The organism is Bradyrhizobium sp. Pha-3, from assembly GCF_042258615.1.
Lineage (GTDB): Bacteria > Pseudomonadota > Alphaproteobacteria > Rhizobiales > Xanthobacteraceae > Bradyrhizobium.
Genome location: NZ_CP170152.1, coordinates 329,750 through 347,383 on the forward strand (window position 1 = coordinate 329,750; position 17,634 = coordinate 347,383).

Genomic DNA, 17,634 nt, shown 5'->3' on the forward strand with positions numbered 1-17,634 from the left:
GACCACAGCGTCGCGCAACAACAGCGCCCTGTGGCTATGGGTCCCGGGTCGCGCTTCGCTTGCCCGGGACGACGTGTGGAGATACCGCGCGCTACAACGGGATCCTGCGATACTCGCGGTTGGAGAGGCTCGCCTCCTCCAGATCGAGGTCGCGCTCGATGCGCCGCCTGGTCTCGTCGGTGATCTTGCCGTCGCGCAGCAGCATGTGGATGAACTTGCGTTCGGACGAGATCAGCTCCCGCGTCAGCGCGGTGCCGGCGGCGGAGACGTCGTGCTTGTCGGGATCGAGCGTATCAGGCAGCTGGTTGATGCGGATCTCGTGGCGCGACCGCAGCAGCTTGATCACTTCGTCGGAGAGCTCGCGGTCGTCGGTGATGGCGTCGAGCGATTTCAGCGCGGCGTTCAGCGCCTCGCGGCGCGCCTCGATTTCCTGCTCGTGCTCGGCGATATGCTCGTTGCGCCCGTCCTTGGCGAGGCCGAGCAGGCGCACCACCGGCGGCAATCCGAGGCCGAGCCCGACCAGGGTCACGAAGATCACGCCGAAGGCGACGAACAGGATCAGGTCGCGATACGGGAAGGCCTCGCCACCAGGCAATGTCAGGGGCAGCGCAAGCGCTGCGGCGAGCGAGACCGCGCCGCGCACGCCGGTGAAGCCGACCACGAACACCGCCCGCCACGACGGCAGCGGATCGCGCTCGCGCACGCGGGCGCTGATCCAGCGCGGCAGATAGGTGCCGGGAAACACCCAGACGAAGCGCGCGACGATCACGATGACGGCGACCAGCGCGGTGGCGGTCAGGATGTCGTGCAGCGGGAATGCCTTCGATTTCTCGTACAGCGAGCGCATCTGGAAGCCGGTCAAGAGGAACAGCAGGCCCTCGATCAGATAGATGATCAAGTCCCAGAAGAAGATGCCCTGCAGGCGCGTCGCGGCCGAGATCAGCAGCGGTCCGTTCCAGCTCATATAGAGGCCGCAGGCGACGGTTGAGATCACGCCGCTGCCGCCGAAATGCTCGGGGATCCAGTAGGCCAGATAGGGCGTGATCAGCGACAGCGTGATCTCGACCTGCGGATCCCTGGCGCGGCGGCGGGCGCGCAGGCTGAGCCAGCCGACCGCCGTGCCGAACGCGATCTCGCCGGCAACGATGACGAGGAACGTGCCGGTCGCCTTCGGCAGCGAGAACAGGCCGGTGGTGATGGCGGCGAGCGCGAAACGGTAGAGGATCAGCGCGGTCGCGTCATTGGCGAGCCCCTCGCCCTCGAGCACCACCAGGATGCGGCGGGGCATGCCGAGCTTGCGCGCGATCGCGAGCGGCGCCACGACATCCGGCGGCGCGACGATCGCCCCGAGCAGGAAGCCGATGCTCCAGGGCAGCCCGATCAGATAGTGGGTCGCGGCCGCGACCATGAAGGCGGTGAAGATCACGCAGCCGACCGAGAGCAGGATGATCGGCCGCAGATTGGCCTTGAACTCGCGCCAGCTCATCGCGACGCTTGCCGAATAGATCAGCGGCGGCAGCACCATCAGAAGCACGAGCTCGGGCGGCAGTTCCAGCGACGGCATGCCGGGCACGAAGGCGAGCACGATGCCGACCAGCAGGAGCAGGATCGCCGGCGCGATATCGGTCCGCCGTGCAACCAGGGCGGTTCCCGCCAGCACGCCGAGCAGGGTGAGAAAGATCTGAAACTTGGCTTCCATAATGGGCTCAATTCGCCCGGAAACCAGCGCCAGTCAATGCGGTCCGGCCGCAGCCGGACCGCTGGGGCGTGTCATAAAGCCGTCGGAGGGATGCGGTGGGCCGCCCGGTCAGTCCCGCACGTCGTAACGGTACGACTTAGAGACGATCTGCCAGCCATCGGCGAGCTTCATTGCGACGAGGTAGTCGGTGAAATAACGCGGCGGCAGCTGGCAACGCACCTTGATGAAGGCGGTGTTGTCGTCGGAGCGGTCGATGGTGACGATGAAATCCTCGCGCGGCTTGCCCTCGGCCTTCGCCGACGGCCGCTTGCGCACCAGAGCGAGCCAGTCCGGCACGCTGAGGACCTTCAGCTCGCCCTGGTCCACCCAGCGCAGGTCGGCACTGGGATGAAAGGCCGTCGCAAGCTTGTCGGCATTGCTCTCGTAGAGACCGTCGAAATAGGTTTGCACGACGCTCTCGACGCTGGATCGATCTTGGCTCATTGGTTAGTCCTCCCGGCAGGATTTGGCTGCCAGGATTTAGGCATGATCCGCCGGATAGCGCCATGGCCGGAGACAAAATTCCGCGTGAGGAGCAAGTTGTGACCGCATCTGCAGATTCGAACGCAAGTTCGAGCGAAACTATCCTGACCGGCGAGTGCTTCTGCCGCGACGTGCGCTACGAGGTGGCCGACGCATTTGGCTATGCGCTGAATTGTCACTGCTCGAATTGCCGGCGCACCACGGGCTCGGCGTTCAAGCCGTTCGCAGGCATCGTGCGCGAAAAATTTATCGTCACCCGCGGCGCCGAGGGTCTCTTGATCTACGGCGACGAACTCACCCACGACGCGCATTGCGGCCGCTGCGGGTCGCTGCTCTATTCGCAGGTCCGTAGCGGCGCCTATGTCCATGTCACGATGGGTACGCTGCGCGATGCGCCGACGATCCGGCCGACCGCGCATATCTTCGTCGGCTCCAAGGCGCCGTGGTACGAGATACTGGACGACCTGCCGCAATATCAGGAACATGTGACGCAGAGCGGGGAATAAGTCCGCTCAAGGCAGGTTCTTGCCCTGAGTTTGGTCCGCTTGTACCGCCGACGTCTCGGACGGCCCCAGCGAGAAGGCGAGCACGACGTCGTCGGCGCGCTGCTTGAACTCCTTGCCGACCGCGGCGCGCGCGGCGGCGGCGAGTTCATGCAATGGCTTGTCCTGTAGCAGGCTGGGGAAGGTGACGGTGACCGACGTGAGCCGGCCATTGTGCCAGTTGAACCCGACCGCCGGTTTGACCCCGACCATCGCAACCAGATCGTTCTCCACGGCCTTGGCGTGCTTGAAGCCGTCGAACACGGCGTCGACCAGGCCGCAGCCCGCGGCGCAGCCGGCCAACAGCGCGAGAGCGAGGAGGGCCTTTGCCATGCTGCGGACCTTGCCGGCTCTGGCGGATGGAACCGCCGCGCTTGTGCCCTGCATCATGTCCTCCGTGGCTCTGTTCTTGTTGCCGCGATCGTGCACGAAATCTCGTGACCAGCCAAATCCGAACCGCCGGTCTGTTTCGTCGACTAACAGTCAGGAAGGCATGGTCCACACCGTCGCAGATCGTGAGGCGCCTCACAAAGCACCCCGCCTGCTTCTGGTAAACGGATCTGCATGCTAGAGCGTTTTCGAGCGAAGCGGATACCGGTTCGCGTGAAGAAAACGCGTCAAACGAGAAACCAGAGCTTCGTTCCGATTCAACCGGAACGGGGCTCTAGGATACGGCCAGAGTGTCGCCATGAATGGGTCTGGGCTCTTGAACTTGAACCGGTTGCTGCTCGCCGTCGCGGCCTTGCTGCTGATCGTCTGCCAGCCCGCCTTCGCCGAGAAGCGCGTGGCGCTGGTGCTTGGCAATTCGGCCTATCGGAACACCGCGCCGCTGGCCAACCCGGTCAATGATGCCTCGGTGATGGCCGCGACGTTGAAGAATGCCGGCTTCGACGTGGTCGACTTCCGCAAGGACCTTCCGGCCGTCGAGACCCGCCGCGCGCTGCGCGAGTTCGCCGACCTCGCTCGCGATGCCGATATCGCGCTGGTCTACTACGCCGGCCACGGCATCGAGGTCGACGGCGCCAATTATTTGATCCCGGTCGATGCCCGGCTGGAGCGCGATACCGACGTCTATGACGAGGCGTTTTCGCTCGACCGCATCCTGGTCGCGATCGAGCCGGCGAGGCGACTGCGGCTGGTGATCCTCGATGCCTGCCGCGACAATCCGTTCGCCAAGACCATGAAGCGGACGCTGGCGACCCGGGCGATCGGGCAGGGGCTCGCCAAGGTCGAGCCGACCAGTCCGAATGTGCTGATCGCCTATTCTGCGAAGGCCGGCTCGACCGCGGCCGACGGCGACGGCAAGAACAGCCCGTTCACGATCGCGCTGTCGAAATTCCTGCCGACCCCCGGTCTCGATGTGCGCCGCGCCTTCGGCTATGTCCGCGACGAGGTGCTGAAGACCACCAACAACCGCCAGGAGCCGTTCGTCTATGGCTCGCTCGGCGGCGAGGACGTGCCGCTGGTGCCGGCACCGGCCAAGCCGGCGCCCGCCGCCGCCGCTGCCGCGCCCACAGCCCCGGCACCGACGCCGCAGTCGGAGGCCCGGCGCGATTACGAGCTGGCGCTGCAGATCGGCAACAAGAGCGCGATGAACGCCTTCCTCGCCCAATATCCCAGCGGCTACTACGCCAACCTCGCCAGGTTGCAGCTCGAGAAGTTCACCGCCGAGGACGCGCGCGTGGCCGCCACCGAGAAGGCGCGTCTGGCCGAGCAGGAGCGCGCCCGGCTCGCCGCCGAGGGCGCGCAGAAGGCGCAGCAGGCCAGGGCCGAGGCCGATGCGAAAGCCGCCGAAGCGGCGCGTCTTGCCGCGGAACGGGCCAAGCAGGTCGCACAGGACCAGGCCGCGGCCGCCGAGCAGAAGCGGCAGGCCGATGCCGCGCTGGCCGACCGTGATGCGACGAACACGGCGGTGACCGATCAAGCGGCAACGCAGGCTGCGGCCGCCGCGCCGCCTCCGCCGGCTGCTCCCGAGAAGACCACGACGGTGGCCGCATTGGCCACCGGGTCACCCGAGGTGGATGTGGTCAAATCGGTGCAGACCGAATTGCGCCGCGTCGGCTGCCTGACCGGCACCGTCGATGGCGACTGGAACGCAGCCTCGCAGCGCTCGCTGACGCTGTTCAACCGCTATGCCGGCACCAAGCTCGACATCAAGACCGCCAGCGTCGATACCCTCGATGCCGTCAAGCTGAAGCAATCCCGCGTCTGCCCGCTGGTCTGCGAGCACGGTTACAAGGCTGACGGCGATCGCTGCAGCAGGATCGTGTGCGCCGAGGGCTCGTTCCTCAACGACGACAATGAGTGCGAGAAGCGGCGCGAACGGAAGCCGGTCGCCAAGCGCGACAGCGACGAGCGGCCATCGCGCCGCGACCGCGAACGCGCCTTCCGTCCGCAGCGTGAGCCACAGGTCCCGTCCGCGGACATTCCGCGCCCGCAGGGCCGTGCGAGGGCGGAAGGCGGCGGCAGCGGTCAGATCATGTGCGATGCCTATCTGTGCCGTCCGGTGAGGCGCGGCTGCCATCTCGAGTACCGCGGCGGCGGCGGCCCCGGCGGCAACGTCGGCAATGTCGAGGTCTGCAACTAGAGCAGGATGAGTTTGGGTTGAATCGCGACCGCAGACTGCGGCTTACCTCTCCCCATTGGGGAGAGGTCGATTTGCGCAGCAAATCGGGTGAGAGGCCGCGGCTCCAATGAGAGAGTGTAACCCCTCACCCGGCGCTACGCGCCGACCTCTCCCAAGGGAGAGGTGAATTTCCGCTGCCGCTCCAGATCAAACCCTAATCTCATCACGCATCTAGCGCGTAGCGGCTAGATCGCGCTCGCGGCGATATTCACCATCAGGGCCAGCAGCGCGGTGTTGAACATGAACGAGATGATGCCGTGCACGGTCGCGGTGCGGCGGATGATCTTGTCGGTGATGCCGACGTCGGAGACCTGCGCGGTCATGCCGATCACGAACGAGAAATAGACGAAATCCCAGTAATCGGCGTCGGTATGCTGATCGCCGCTCGGGAACTGCAATCCGCCGGGCGTCTTGCCGCGGTAGAACTCGTGGGCGTAGTGCAGCGCGAACGCGGTGTGGACCGCAGCCCATGACAACGTGATGGTGACGATAGCCACCGCCAGTCCGGCCGAGGTGCCCTTGGATGCGCCGAGTTCGAACACGATGGCCAGCAGGCTCGCCAGCGCGCCGAACGCGGTCAGCAGCAGGATCAGGAAGCGGCCATCGTCCTGCAATATGGCGCTGCGCTTGATGTGGGCGACGCCGCAGCGCAGCATCATCACATAGGCGAGCACGAGATAGAGCGCCGCGAAGGCGTCCCAGCCGGCCAGCATGCGGGTGACGAGGCGCATCGAGCCGGGGATCAGCAGCGCAACGGCGATGCCGACCGTGATCGAAACGAAGGTGCGCGGCCGGCCCACCACCACGCGGACCGGCATCGGCAGCTTTCGGAAACGAACAAGGCGATCGTCGAACTCCTTGTTCATTTCGCGCTTTGCTTTCGGTTAGTTCTTGCGCTCTGCGACGAAGCGGGCGGCCGCGCGCAGCACGTCGCCCCGGTTCCCGAACACCGACAGCGCGGCGTCGGCGCGCGCCAGGAGGTCGCGCACGCGCTGCTTGGCGCCGTCGATGCCGAGCTGGGTGACGAAGGTGGTCTTGCCGAGCACGGCGTCGGCGCCTGCGGGCTTGCCCAGTGCGGCGGCATCGCCCTCGACGTCGAGCAGATCGTCGGCGATCTGGAAGGCTTCGCCGAGCGCTTTGCCGTAATCGTCGAGCGCCTGGTATTCCTTCTGCGAGGACTGGCCGAGGATCGCGCCGGCGATGCAGCCGAAGCGGAGCAGCGCGCCGGTCTTCATCTGCTGCACGCGCGCGACGTCGACCGGCTCGCGGTCGCCGAACCGGCCTTCGCCGGCGAGGTCGAGGATCTGGCCGCCGGCCATGCCGCCGACGCCGGAGGCGCGCGCCAGCGCACGGGTCAAGAGCAGGCGCACCTGCGCGTCCGTGTGGATCGCATCGCGGGTGATGATGTCGAAAGCAATGGTCAGCAGCGCGTCGCCGGCCAGGATCGCGGTGGCGTCGTCATAGGCCTTGTGCAGGGTCGGGCGGCCGCGGCGCAGATCGGAATTGTCCATCGCCGGCAGATCGTCGTGGATCAGCGAGTAGCAGTGGATGCATTCGAGCGCGGCGCCGACCAGCAGGGCGGATCCGCGAGGGATGCCGAACACCGCGGCGCTCTCGACCGCGAGGAACGGCCGCAGCCGCTTGCCGCCGCCGAGGCTCGAGTAACGCATGGCCTCGATCAGCCGCTTCGGGCGCACGATCTCGTCGCTCTCGGTCGCATCGGACAGTAGTTTGGCGAGCAGGGCTTCGGTATCCTCCGCGGTCTGGTCCAGCCGCTTGGAAAACTCTGCAGTACCGGTCGTCATTAAGAATTGCTCCAGATCGATTTTCGGCCGGACAATCGTTGATGGGATCGGCTTCGTCAATTCCCGCCCTGCGGCGGATTGCGCCTTAAAAGTGCTGGAAAAACCGTGAATTATCCCCCAGACGTCTGATGACGCCGGCCGGGTTCTGGCGGGCGGGTCCCAAATCCTCCCTGGAAAGGTCCTCCCCGGAAACCCCAGCTTTGCGCATTGTCCGGATTTTATTGCTGCTTTTGCTGGCCCTGCTGTTGCTGCCCTATCTGGTGACGCCGTTCTACCGCACCGGTCAGCCAGTTTCGGCCCTGATGGCGTGGCGGACCCTGCGAGGGGCCCCGGTCACGCGGCATTGGATCGATTTCGGCGCCATGTCGCCCTATCTGCCGCGGTCCGTGGTCGGCTCGGAGGACGCCCATTTCTGCAAGCACCGGGGCGTCGATTGGGGCGCGCTGCGCGAGGTGATCGACGACGCCGGGGACGGTGAGGCGGCGCGCGGCGGCTCGACCATCACCCAGCAGGTGGCCAAGAACCTGTTCCTGTGGCCCGGCCGCAGCGTCATCCGCAAGGGGCTGGAACTGCCGCTGGCGCTCTGGATCGATTTCGTGCTGCCCAAGCAGCGGATCCTCGAAATCTACCTCAACATCGCGGAAATGGGGCCATCCGGGCAGTTTGGGGCCGAAGCCGGTGCCCAATATGCCTTCGGCCGGTCGGCGGCAGAGCTGTCACCCCGGGAGGCGGCGCTTTTGGCGGCGATCCTGCCGAATCCGGTCAAAAGGAGTGCCCGGAACCCGGGTCCGGGGGTCCGCAGGCTGTCCGGCACCTATATCGCCCGGGCCAACTCGGTGACGCGTTGCTGGCGCGAAAGTCGCGGCTCTTGAGCGCGATTTCGGGCGGATTTTGCTATCTCCGGGCCTAGATTTACGCGGTCCCTTCCTCTATAAGCGCGGCCTTACCGGCATCGCAGCTTGCGCTTCGAAGCGCTGAGCCCGTCCGCATTTCGGACGATGCCTCCGCAACACCCTAGAGGACACCGTCATGGCCGTTCCCAGAAGAAAAACCTCGCCGTCGCGCCGTGGCATGCGCCGTTCGGCCGATGCGATCAAGACCCCGACCTATGTCGAGGACAAGGACTCCGGCGAACTGCGCCGTCCGCACCACCTCGACCTGAAGACCGGCATGTACAAGGGCCGCCAGGTCCTGAAGGCCAAGAAAGAGTCCTGATCGGACCTTCGGCTGTCGCGCCACAGCCATGCGGCGCTGCGCCTGAATTCGGCCAACGAGTGCGGTCAAGACGGGCGCGTCGGCGGCGAGGCCAATGAGCATCGCCGCATTGCTGGTTCTCCCTGAATAAGGCGCAAGCCCCGATGGTCGGTTTTCCGCTGCTGCTCGTTCCGCTCGCGGTCTACAACATCATCGCCTTCCTGATGCCCGGCGTGTCCTTCACGGACCCGCTGATCAGGCTGACATTGCTGTCGGGCGAGCAGTGGCAGATCACCCTCAGCGACATGCTGCTCGCCGTCGGCGTGCTGATGTTGCTGTTCGAGGTCATCAAGGGCGCGCGCCCCGGCGCGAAATATCTCACCGACCATCTGCTGTCGCTGATCGTGTTCGGCGCGGCGGCCGCCGAATTCGTGCTCTGGCCGAAATTCGGCAACTCGACCTATTGCCTGCTCACGCTGCTGGCGCTGGTCGATTTCATTTCCGGAATTGCGCTGCGCACCCGCCGCCGTGCGGTGGTCGCTGCGCCGGCGCCGGTCAGCAAGTCGCAGCCCGAGGCGCCACGGCACGCGCCTGCGGTGGAGCCTGCCCCGCCGCGGCCTGAGCCTGCACCTATCGTCACACCAGCGCCCGCCGCACCGATTCCTCCAGCGACGTCGGTTGCGGAATCCGTGCTGCTCGATCAGTCGGCGCCGAAGCCGACGGTCAATTCGCCGGATTTGCAGCCCGGCAGCCAGCCATCGTCGGACACGCCGCAACGCTAGAGCGTTCTCGAGGACGATCATGAGCGGAGAAACGGCCCTTCCGATCGCCGATTCGACGACCACTCAATCGATCTTCGATTGGCTCGAACGGTTCGCCGCCTGCGTCAGGGCGGTCGACTATGCGGCCGCCCGTCCGTTCTGGCATTCGGACATCATCTCGTTCGGCACCTATCAGGAACTCATCCACGGCCGCGCGCGCTGGACCGAGATGCAATGGGACAATGTCTGGCCCCGCACCGCGGACTTCGCCTTCGATCTCGAACATACGGAAGTGCTGATCAGCGCCGACGGCGGCATGGCGACGGTAATCACGCCGTGGACGAGCACCGGCTTCCATGCGGACGGCAGCCGCTTCGACCGGCCGGGGCGGGCGACGATCATTCTCGCGCGTCAGGCCGACGGGCGCTGGCTCGGCATCCATTCCCATATGTCGCTGCGCCGCGGCGTACCGCAGGACAGCCACGGCAACCGGCCCGTCAAGGCCCGTTGATCGCGAGATGATCAGCTAGATGATTTGCCGGGTGCGCCGCGCGACGCTGCGGCGTTCGTCGACATGCGGGCCGTAGGCGCTCTGCGCGTCGGCCAATGACCCACGCCGCAGCCCGCAGGTCTGCGGCTCATGGGCGGCGGTGGCGATCAGATGGGCGACAAACGACGGGTCGGCATGCGCCAGCGGGATCTTGGGCGCCCAATGCGTGGTCGCGGCCAGCGGCACCAGAGCCGTGCCGGTCGCCCCGGCAGTGTCTGTGAACTCGCCGTCCAGGACCTCTGATTGATCGATATCGCGCATCGCCTGCGACCCGTTGGAGCGTCATAGTCTGGGACGTTGCGTCCCTCTGCAACACCCTCATGGCAAGGGTCATGCCCGCCATCCCCAGTTCGTTCCGCGGCATTCGAAAACGTGGTTTCCAGATTATTTATCAAGTTCTCCTAGCGTTGGATTCGCCGGAACCACTATCTTGAGAGTGTATAGAATCACCGGGTGCCGTCCCAAATCGAGACATTGTCGATGCTCCCTGTCCCGCCGGCTGCCAGCATCCTCGCCTCGCTCGGCCAAGCGACATTCGCCTGGGACCTGGCGACCGACGCGATTGCCTGGAGCGACAATGTGGCGACGGTCTTCCCGGATATCCCCCTCACTGCGCTCGCAAGCGGCACCGAGCTCGCAAAGCTGATCGAGCCATCGCGCTCGGTCCGCATGGATGCGCTTGGCCAGTCCGCGCTGGTGCAGAGCGGCGAGGGCATTCCCTACCGGATCGAATATGGCGTGCGGGCCGTTACCTCAGCGCCGGTGATCTGGATCGAGGAGACCGGCTGCTGGTTTGCCGGCGCCGACGGCAGGCCGGCGCGCGTGCAGGGCGTCGTCCGCATCAACAATGAGCGGCACGCCCGCGACGAGCAGCTGTTGAAATTGTCGCGGCACGATCCGCTGACCAACGAGCTCAACCGCACCCATCTGATCGCCTCGCTCGCCGAGACGATCGAGGAGTGCGCACGCTTCCGTACCTCCTGCGCCTTCATGCTGATCGGCATCGATCATCTGGCGCGGGTCAACGATGCGTTCGGCTTCGACGTCGCGGACGCCGTCATCGCCGAGGTGGCGAAACGGATTCGTGCCCGGCTGCGCAGCGGCGACATGCTCGGCCGTTTCTCCGGCAACAAGTTCGGCCTGATCCTGCGCAACTGCACCGTCGACGACACTAACGTCGCGGCCGAGCGCTTCCTCGCCGCGGTGCGCGACGAGGTGGTGCCGACCAGGTCCGGCCCGGTGTCGGTGACGGCATCGATCGGCGCCGTCACCATCCCGCGCCATGCGAAGTCGGCGGAGGAGGCGGTCAATCGCGCCCAGGAGACGCTGGACGCCGCCAAGAGCCGCCGCGCCGGATCGTTCGCGCTGTGGAAGCCGAATGTCGAGCGCGATGCCCAGCGCCGCGTCAACATCCGCGTCACCGACGAGATCGTCACCGCATTGAACGAGCGCCGCATCGTGATCGGCTTCGAGCCGGTGGTCGATGCGCGCTCGCGGCAGCCTTCGTTTTACGAGTGCCTGGTCCGCATGGAGCAGGACGACGGCCGCGCGCTGCTCGCGCCCGATATCGTGCCGGTTGCCGAGCGGCTCGGCCTGATCCGGATGGTCGATCATCGCGTGCTGGAGCTTGCGATCGCCGAGCTCGCTGCCGCGCCGAGCGTGCAGCTCAGCCTCAACATCTCGCCCGACACCACGATGGATCCGGACTGGTGGGCCACCATCGAATCGTTGATGCACGCGCATCCCGGCGTCGGCGAGCGGCTGATCGTCGAGATCACCGAGACGGTCGCGATCCAGGATATCGACGACGTCCGTGGCTTCGTCACGCGGCTGAAGAATTTCGGCAGCCGGATCGCGATCGACGATTTCGGCGCCGGCTACACCTCGTTCCGAAACCTGCGCAAGCTCGGCGTCGACATCGTGAAAATCGACGGCGCCTTCGTGCAGAACATCGTGCGTTCGGCCGACGACCGCGCCTTCGTGCAGACGCTGATCGATCTCGCGCGCCGCCTTGAAATCAAGACGGTCGCCGAATGGGTGCAGGACGAAGAGGCCGCCGTGATGCTGCGCGAATGGGGCTGCGACTTCATCCAGGGCCGCCTGATCGGGCTCGCTTCGCCGGACCGGCCGTGGAACGCGCCGGCGGAGAAGGCCGTGCCGGCTGCGGGGTGATATCTGTTCGCCAAATCGACGGTGTCGTCCCGGCGAAAGCCGGGACCCATACGCCGCGGCTTCTCAATGAGGCAAAGTGGCAGACGCCTCGTTCAAACAACCGACATTTGTGGTTATGGGCCCCGGCTTTCGCCGGGGCGACGTTGGGGTGAGTAGCGGGCGCAAGAACGAGACCTACTCGTCCTTCTTCGTCGGCTGCGACATGCGCTCGAGGCGTTCCTGCATGTCCTTCATCTGGCGGCGAAGGTCGTCGATGTTGCCGTCCTCGGCCGCGGGCTCCGGCGCCTTCTCGGCTTCAGTGCCGCCACGTTGCGGCACGAACGGCTTGAACATCGAGAAGGTCTGCTGGAACAGCTCCATGTTGCGGCGGACCTGTTCTTCCAGGGGAGCAAACGGCGTCCCGCTCAGGGCGCCCGCGATCTGCTTGCGGAATCTCTCTTGTTCCCGGGTCAGCGTATCGATCGACTGCTCGAGATATTTCGGCACCACCATCTGCATGCTGTCGCCATAAAACCGGATCAGCTGGCGCAGGAAGGTGGTCGGCAGCAGGTTCTGTCCGGCCTTGTTTTCCTGTTCGAAGATGATTTGCGCGAGCACGGAGCGGGTGATGTCGTCGCCGGTCTTGGCATCATAGACGAGGAAATCCTCGCCTTCCTTCACCATCGCCGCGAGATCCTCGAGCGTCACATAGGTGCTCGTACCGGTATTATAGAGCCGCCGGTTCGCGTATTTCTTGATCGTGGTCGGTTGTTCAGATTTTGCCATGGGCTCACACTTCAACACCGAAGGACCTGGAACCCGGCAGCATCGCCGCTGGGCTAAATGCAACGCATCGCAGCAAAGGTAAGCATTTTCAAAGCCGTTCGGCTACCGTTTTGTGCTGCACGGTTAATCCCAAAGCAAAGGTATTGCTCAGGAAAGTGCCAAGGACGTCATTTTGAGTGCGTCGCGGCGCGATTTGCGCGTCAGCGCGATTGACATGGCTCAATGAGGTTTACAGGATAGCCATTAAGAGACAGGTCCGCCAACCGGCCGCCCGCCGTCGAGAAACCCAGCTACAACCCATAGGAGATGTCCATGTCAGACGATGTCGTCATCGTCAGCGCCGCCCGCACCCCGGTCGGCAGCTTCAACGGCGCGTTCGCCACCACGCCCGCCCACGACCTCGGCGCGATCGCCATCAAGGCGGCGCTGGAGCGTGCCGGCGTCGAGGGTGGTCAGGTCTCCGAAGTCATCATGGGCCAGATCCTCACTGCGGCGCAGGGCCAGAACCCGGCCCGCCAGGCCTCGATCGCGGCCGGCATTCCGGTGGAAAGCCCGGCCTGGGGCGTCAACCAGCTCTGCGGCTCGGGCCTGCGTACGGTGGCGCTCGGCTACCAGGCGCTGCTCAACGGCGACTCCTCGATCGTGGTCGCGGGCGGCCAGGAGTCGATGAGCATGGCTCCGCACGCGCAGTATCTGCGCGGCGGCGTCAAGATGGGTGACCTTCAGCTGATCGACACCATGATCAAGGACGGGCTGTGGGATGCCTTCAACGGCTACCACATGGGCAACACCGCCGAGAACGTCGCCAAGCAGTACCAGATCACCCGCTCGCAGCAGGATGAGTTCGCCGTCGGTTCGCAGAACAAGGCCGAGGCGGCGCAGAAGGCCGGCAGGTTCAAGGACGAGATCGTCCCGGTCACCATCAAGTCCCGCAAGGGCGACATCGTGGTCGACACCGACGAGTATCCGCGTCATGGCGCCACGATCGACGCGATGGCCAAGCTCCGCGCCGCGTTCGAGAAGGACGGCACCGTGACCGCCGGCAACGCTTCGGGCATCAATGACGGCGCCGCCGCCGTCGTGCTGATGACCGCCAAGGAAGCCGCCAAGCAGGGCAAGAAGGTGCTCGCCCGCATCGTCTCGTGGGGCCAGGCCGGCGTCGACCCCAAGATCATGGGCACCGGGCCGATCCCCGCCTCGCGCACCGCGTTGAAGAAGGCCGGCTGGAACATCGCCGACCTCGACCTGATCGAGGCCAACGAGGCGTTCGCGGCGCAGGCCTGCGCCGTCAACAAGGACCTCGGCTGGGATCCGGCCAAGGTCAACGTCAACGGCGGCGCGATCGCGATCGGCCATCCGGTCGGCGCGTCGGGCGCCCGCGTCCTTGTGACGCTGCTGCACGAGATGCAGAAGCGCGATGCCAAGAAGGGCCTCGCGACGCTGTGCATCGGCGGCGGCATGGGCATCGCTATGTGCGTTGCACGCGACTGAACAAGAGGCAGCGAGGTCGGTTAGGTGATGAAAAGATCATCTGTCAACCACGGCGCGAACTGATAAACATGATGCCCGGCTTTGCGCCGGGCATTTTTGTTTCGAGAGCATGATCCGGAAAAGTGCGAAGCGGTTTTCCGAAAGGATCATGCTCAGAAGAGGGAGCCAAAGCGCGATGACGATTGAGCCTAATCTCATCGCGCTTTGTTGAGTGAGTGCGCAAGACCGGAGCGATCCGGTCATAAAAGACGGCCAAGGAGGAGACGGACATGGCACGTGTTGCATTGGTGACGGGCGGAACGCGCGGCATTGGAGCTGCGATCAGCAAGGCGCTGAAAGCGGCGGGCTACAAGGTGGCGGCAAGCTACGCCGGCAATGACGCCGCGGCGGAGAAGTTCAAGGCGGAGAACGGCATTCCGGTCTACAAGTGGGACGTCGCATCGTTCGACGCCTGCGCGGGCGGCGTGAAGCAGGTCGAGGCCGATCTCGGTCCGATCGACGTGCTCGTCAACAATGCCGGCATCACCCGCGACACCGCCTTCCACAAGATGACGCTCGAGCAGTGGAATGCCGTGATCAACACCAACCTCGGCTCGTTGTTCAACATGACGCGCCAAGTGATCGAGGGCATGCGCGCCCGCAAATTCGGCCGCATCATCTCGATCTCCTCGATCAACGGCCAGAAGGGCCAGTTCGGCCAGGTCAACTACTCGGCGGCAAAGGCCGGCGACATCGGCTTCACCAAGGCGCTCGCGATCGAGAATGCCAAGGGTGGCATCACCGTCAACGTGATCGCGCCCGGCTACATCAACACCGAGATGGTGCAGGCGGTGCCGAAGGACGTGCTGGAGAAGAATGTCATCCCGCAGATCCCGGTCAACCGTCTCGGCGAGCCCGAGGAGATCGCGCGTGCGGTCGTGTTCCTCGCCGCCGATGATGCCGGCTTTATTACCGGCTCGACGCTGACCATCAACGGTGGCCAGTACCACGCCTGACGCGAGAAGCGTCGTCACGCCGCAGGCGCTCCATCAATGACGTCGTGATGCCCGGCCTTGTGCCGGGCATTTTCGTCGTTACAACCGCGAGGCGCGAAGCAAAGACGTGGCTGGCCCGGCCACGACGGATTGAATTCAGATGACGACCCGAACTGCCACCCTTGTCGGACTGACCGCCATCCTGATGTGGTCGCTGCTGTCGGTCATGACGGTCGCGACCGGGGCGATCCCGGCGTTCCAGCTCGCCGCCATGACGTTTGCGATCGGCGCCGCGGTCGCGTTCGCAAGCTTTCTCTTCCGTCCCGCAGCGTTCGGCGCACTGAAGCAGTCGCCGATTGCCTGGCTCGTCGGCGTCGGCGGCCTGTTCGGCTATCACGCGCTGTATTTCCTGGCGCTGCGCTTCGCGCCTCCGGCCGAGGCTGGCCTGCTCAACTATCTCTGGCCGCTGTTGATCGTGCTGTTCTCGTCGCTGCTGCCGGGCGAGCGGCTTGCGGTTCATCACATCATCGGCGCGCTGCTTGGCCTTGCCGGCACCGTGCTGCTGTTCGCCGGCAACACCGGCGCCTTCACAAGCGCGCAGATTCCAGGCTTCGCGGCGGCCTTTGTCGCGGCGTTCGTCTGGGCCGCCTATTCGGTGATGTCGCGCCGGCTCAAGGCGGTGCCGACAGATGCGGTGGCGGGCTTCTGCCTTGCGACAGCCGTGCTTGCCGCGCTGGTGCACCTGATGGTGGAAACCACGGTGTGGCCCGCGACACCGCTGCAATGGCTCGCGGTGATCGCGCTCGGCATCGGTCCGGTGGGGGCTGCCTTCTTTGCCTGGGATGTCGGCATGAAGCGCGGCGACATCCGCGTGCTCGGCGCCGCATCCTACGCCACGCCGCTGCTCTCGACCGCGTTCCTGATTGCCGCGGGCTTCGCCAAGCCCAGCGCCAACATCGCCATCGCCGCGATCCTGATCGCCGGCGGCGGGCTCATCGCGGCGAAAGACATGGTGCTGAAGAAGTAGGGTGGGCAGGGCGGGCCGATTCACCGTCACCCTGAGGAGGCCGCAAAGCGGCCGTCTCGAAGGGTCGACGGCCCGATTGTGGCCGTGCATCCTTCGAGGCTCGCTGCGCTCGCACCTCAGGATGACGGGGAAGGATCCTGCGACGCCGGCTCCCAGCCCTTCGGTGCCAGCTCAAACTTCGCGAACTCGAAGCCCGGCGCCACGGTGCAGCCGACCAGCGTCCAGTCGCCGCGGCTTTCCGCGGCCTGCCAGGCGCCTGCCGGCACGATCGCCTGGGGCTGTTCGCCGCTGATGACGTCGGGTCCGAGCGTGACCGCATGCGGTGGGGCGCCGTCCTGCGCGATCTTCAGCGTCAGCGGCGCGCCCGCGTAATAATGCCACATCTCCACGGCGTCGATGCGATGCCAGTGCGAGCGCTCGCCGCGCGCGAGCAGGAAATAGATCGCGGTCGAATGCGCGCGTCCGCCGGCGCCGCAGCGTTCGTCGCGAAACGTCTCGCGGTAATGCCCGCCTTCGGGGTGCGGCTGCAGCGCGAGCCGCGCGATGATGTCGGCAGCCGAGAGGTCGGCCATCACGACTTGTTCTTGCGCTCGCGGAGCTCGCCGAATACCAGCGCCGGGTCGGCGCCCTTCATGTGCAGCTTGGCGGCGACGACAGGCTCGTCGGCGCGCAGGAACACGTTGGCCTTCTTCTCGTCGCCCAGCAGCACCGGAATCGTCGGCTTGTTCTCGGCGCGCAGCTTCGTCACTTGCTCGGCGCGGGCCTGCAAATGCGGATTGTCGGGCTCGATGGTGAGTGCGAACTTCACGTTGGAGGCGGTGTATTCATGGCCGCAATACAGACGGAAATCGTCCGGCAGCGAACGCAGCTTCAGAAGCGAATCCCACATCATCGGATAGGTGCCTTCGAACACCCGGCCGCAACCGATCGAGAACAGCGTATCGGCGGCGAACACCGCCTTCTCGCCGTCGAACACATAGGAGATATGGTCGAGCGTATGGCCGGGAGTTTCAACCACACGGGCCAAGAGGCTGCCGACCTTGATGACGTCGGCATTGGCAGCGCGCAGATCGACATTGGCGATCTTGGCCGACTTGTCGTGCGGGGCGACGACGCGGCAGCCGTATTTCTGCTTCAGCCCGGCGACGCCGCCGACATGGTCGCCATGGTGATGGGTGATCAGGATGTCGGTCAGCGTCCAGCCTTCGCGCTCCAGCGCCTTGATGATCGGGCCGGCCTCCGGCGCGTCGATCGATGCCGTCGCCTTGGTGGCGGGATCGTGGATCAGGTACCCGAAATTGTCGGTGAGGCAGCTGAAGGTGCGAATTTCGGCGGTCATGATATCTCCACGAACAAACGGGACGGACGCGTCAGAGCATGATCTTTTCGAAATACCGGTGTCGCCGTTTCCGGATCATGCTCTCACCGCGCCCAATATAGGGGTGAAATATGGCGTTAACGCTCCGGCGGCAACGCAAATTTCGGCGCTCCCCGGCTGCAAGGGGC

General features: G+C 65.4%; 19 protein-coding genes. 10 read left to right on the top strand and 9 right to left on the bottom strand.

Annotated features, from left to right (window positions below; genetic code table 11):
• Positions 1 to 91 precede the first annotated feature (91 nt).
• On the bottom strand, positions 92 to 1,699 hold the full coding sequence (locus tag ACE10Z_RS01505) for a Na+/H+ antiporter (protein ID WP_375786373.1): 1,608 nt from the start codon (positions 1,697 to 1,699) through the stop codon (positions 92 to 94).
• A 108-nt stretch (positions 1,700 to 1,807) separates the two neighbouring features.
• Entirely contained in the window at positions 1,808 to 2,182 is a 375-nt protein-coding gene (locus tag ACE10Z_RS01510; protein ID WP_375786374.1) for a nuclear transport factor 2 family protein, read from the bottom strand.
• Positions 2,183 to 2,280: 98 nt separating this feature from the next.
• On the opposite strand from ACE10Z_RS01510, the gene ACE10Z_RS01515 reads away from it, so the two are divergent.
• Positions 2,281 to 2,727, top strand: a complete 447-nt coding sequence (locus ACE10Z_RS01515; RefSeq protein ID WP_375786375.1) for a GFA family protein — start codon at positions 2,281 to 2,283, stop codon at positions 2,725 to 2,727.
• Between the two features lie 6 nt (positions 2,728 to 2,733).
• Here the strand turns inward: ACE10Z_RS01515 and ACE10Z_RS01520 are convergent, their stop codons facing one another.
• The gene (locus ACE10Z_RS01520) at positions 2,734 to 3,192 is read right to left on the bottom strand and encodes a hypothetical protein (RefSeq protein ID WP_375786376.1); all 459 of its coding nucleotides are present in this window, start codon (positions 3,190 to 3,192) and stop codon (positions 2,734 to 2,736) included.
• A gap of 259 nt (positions 3,193 to 3,451) precedes the next feature.
• Here ACE10Z_RS01520 and ACE10Z_RS01525 point away from each other — a divergent pair, with 259 nt between their 5' ends.
• Entirely contained in the window at positions 3,452 to 5,350 is a 1,899-nt protein-coding gene (locus tag ACE10Z_RS01525; RefSeq protein ID WP_375786377.1) for a caspase domain-containing protein, read from the top strand.
• Positions 5,351 to 5,574: 224 nt separating this feature from the next.
• Here ACE10Z_RS01525 and ACE10Z_RS01530 read toward each other — a convergent pair whose 3' ends face one another.
• Positions 5,575 to 6,255, bottom strand: a complete 681-nt coding sequence (locus tag ACE10Z_RS01530) for a DUF1345 domain-containing protein (protein WP_375786378.1) — start codon at positions 6,253 to 6,255, stop codon at positions 5,575 to 5,577.
• An 18-nt stretch (positions 6,256 to 6,273) separates the two neighbouring features.
• The gene (locus ACE10Z_RS01535) at positions 6,274 to 7,194 is read right to left on the bottom strand and encodes a polyprenyl synthetase family protein (protein ID WP_375786379.1); all 921 of its coding nucleotides are present in this window, start codon (positions 7,192 to 7,194) and stop codon (positions 6,274 to 6,276) included.
• A 128-nt stretch (positions 7,195 to 7,322) separates the two neighbouring features.
• Here ACE10Z_RS01535 and mtgA point away from each other — a divergent pair, with 128 nt between their 5' ends.
• From mtgA to ACE10Z_RS01555, 4 genes are all read left to right on the top strand, one after another.
• A complete protein-coding gene (gene mtgA, locus ACE10Z_RS01540) occupies positions 7,323 to 8,066 on the top strand; it encodes a monofunctional biosynthetic peptidoglycan transglycosylase (RefSeq protein ID WP_375786380.1) in 744 nt (247 codons plus the stop codon).
• Between the two features lie 157 nt (positions 8,067 to 8,223).
• Entirely contained in the window at positions 8,224 to 8,409 is a 186-nt protein-coding gene (rpmF, locus tag ACE10Z_RS01545; protein ID WP_021077536.1) for a 50S ribosomal protein L32, read from the top strand.
• Between the two features lie 143 nt (positions 8,410 to 8,552).
• Positions 8,553 to 9,170, top strand: coding sequence for a hypothetical protein (locus ACE10Z_RS01550; RefSeq protein WP_375786381.1), 618 nt, complete (start codon positions 8,553 to 8,555; stop codon positions 9,168 to 9,170).
• 19 nt (positions 9,171 to 9,189) lie between these two features.
• The gene (locus ACE10Z_RS01555) at positions 9,190 to 9,660 is read left to right on the top strand and encodes a YybH family protein (RefSeq protein WP_375786382.1); all 471 of its coding nucleotides are present in this window, start codon (positions 9,190 to 9,192) and stop codon (positions 9,658 to 9,660) included.
• 15 nt (positions 9,661 to 9,675) lie between these two features.
• Here the strand turns inward: ACE10Z_RS01555 and ACE10Z_RS01560 are convergent, their stop codons facing one another.
• A complete protein-coding gene (locus ACE10Z_RS01560; RefSeq protein WP_375786383.1) occupies positions 9,676 to 9,960 on the bottom strand; it encodes a hypothetical protein in 285 nt (94 codons plus the stop codon).
• Between the two features lie 219 nt (positions 9,961 to 10,179).
• Here ACE10Z_RS01560 and ACE10Z_RS01565 point away from each other — a divergent pair, with 219 nt between their 5' ends.
• Positions 10,180 to 11,871: a putative bifunctional diguanylate cyclase/phosphodiesterase gene (locus ACE10Z_RS01565; RefSeq protein ID WP_375786384.1), complete on the top strand. Its 1,692-nt coding sequence runs from the start codon at positions 10,180 to 10,182 to the stop codon at positions 11,869 to 11,871.
• Positions 11,872 to 12,045: 174 nt separating this feature from the next.
• Here the strand turns inward: ACE10Z_RS01565 and phaR are convergent, their stop codons facing one another.
• Positions 12,046 to 12,636, bottom strand: coding sequence for a polyhydroxyalkanoate synthesis repressor PhaR (gene phaR / locus ACE10Z_RS01570; RefSeq protein ID WP_298370742.1), 591 nt, complete (start codon positions 12,634 to 12,636; stop codon positions 12,046 to 12,048).
• A gap of 312 nt (positions 12,637 to 12,948) precedes the next feature.
• Between phaR and ACE10Z_RS01575 the strand changes: the two genes are divergently transcribed.
• From ACE10Z_RS01575 to ACE10Z_RS01585, 3 genes are all read left to right on the top strand, one after another.
• On the top strand, positions 12,949 to 14,127 hold the full coding sequence (locus tag ACE10Z_RS01575; RefSeq protein WP_212311967.1) for an acetyl-CoA C-acetyltransferase: 1,179 nt from the start codon (positions 12,949 to 12,951) through the stop codon (positions 14,125 to 14,127).
• 269 nt (positions 14,128 to 14,396) lie between these two features.
• Positions 14,397 to 15,122 (top strand): acetoacetyl-CoA reductase, encoded by a 726-nt coding sequence (gene phbB, locus ACE10Z_RS01580; RefSeq protein WP_375786385.1) that lies wholly within the window; start codon positions 14,397 to 14,399, stop codon positions 15,120 to 15,122.
• A 139-nt stretch (positions 15,123 to 15,261) separates the two neighbouring features.
• Entirely contained in the window at positions 15,262 to 16,128 is an 867-nt protein-coding gene (locus ACE10Z_RS01585; protein ID WP_375786386.1) for a DMT family transporter, read from the top strand.
• Positions 16,129 to 16,244: 116 nt separating this feature from the next.
• Here the strand turns inward: ACE10Z_RS01585 and ACE10Z_RS01590 are convergent, their stop codons facing one another.
• Positions 16,245 to 16,700 (bottom strand): cupin domain-containing protein, encoded by a 456-nt coding sequence (locus ACE10Z_RS01590; protein WP_375786387.1) that lies wholly within the window; start codon positions 16,698 to 16,700, stop codon positions 16,245 to 16,247.
• On the bottom strand, positions 16,700 to 17,467 hold the full coding sequence (gloB, locus tag ACE10Z_RS01595; protein WP_375786388.1) for a hydroxyacylglutathione hydrolase: 768 nt from the start codon (positions 17,465 to 17,467) through the stop codon (positions 16,700 to 16,702). Before gloB ends, ACE10Z_RS01590 begins: the two co-directional genes overlap by 1 nt.
• Positions 17,468 to 17,634 lie beyond the last annotated feature (167 nt).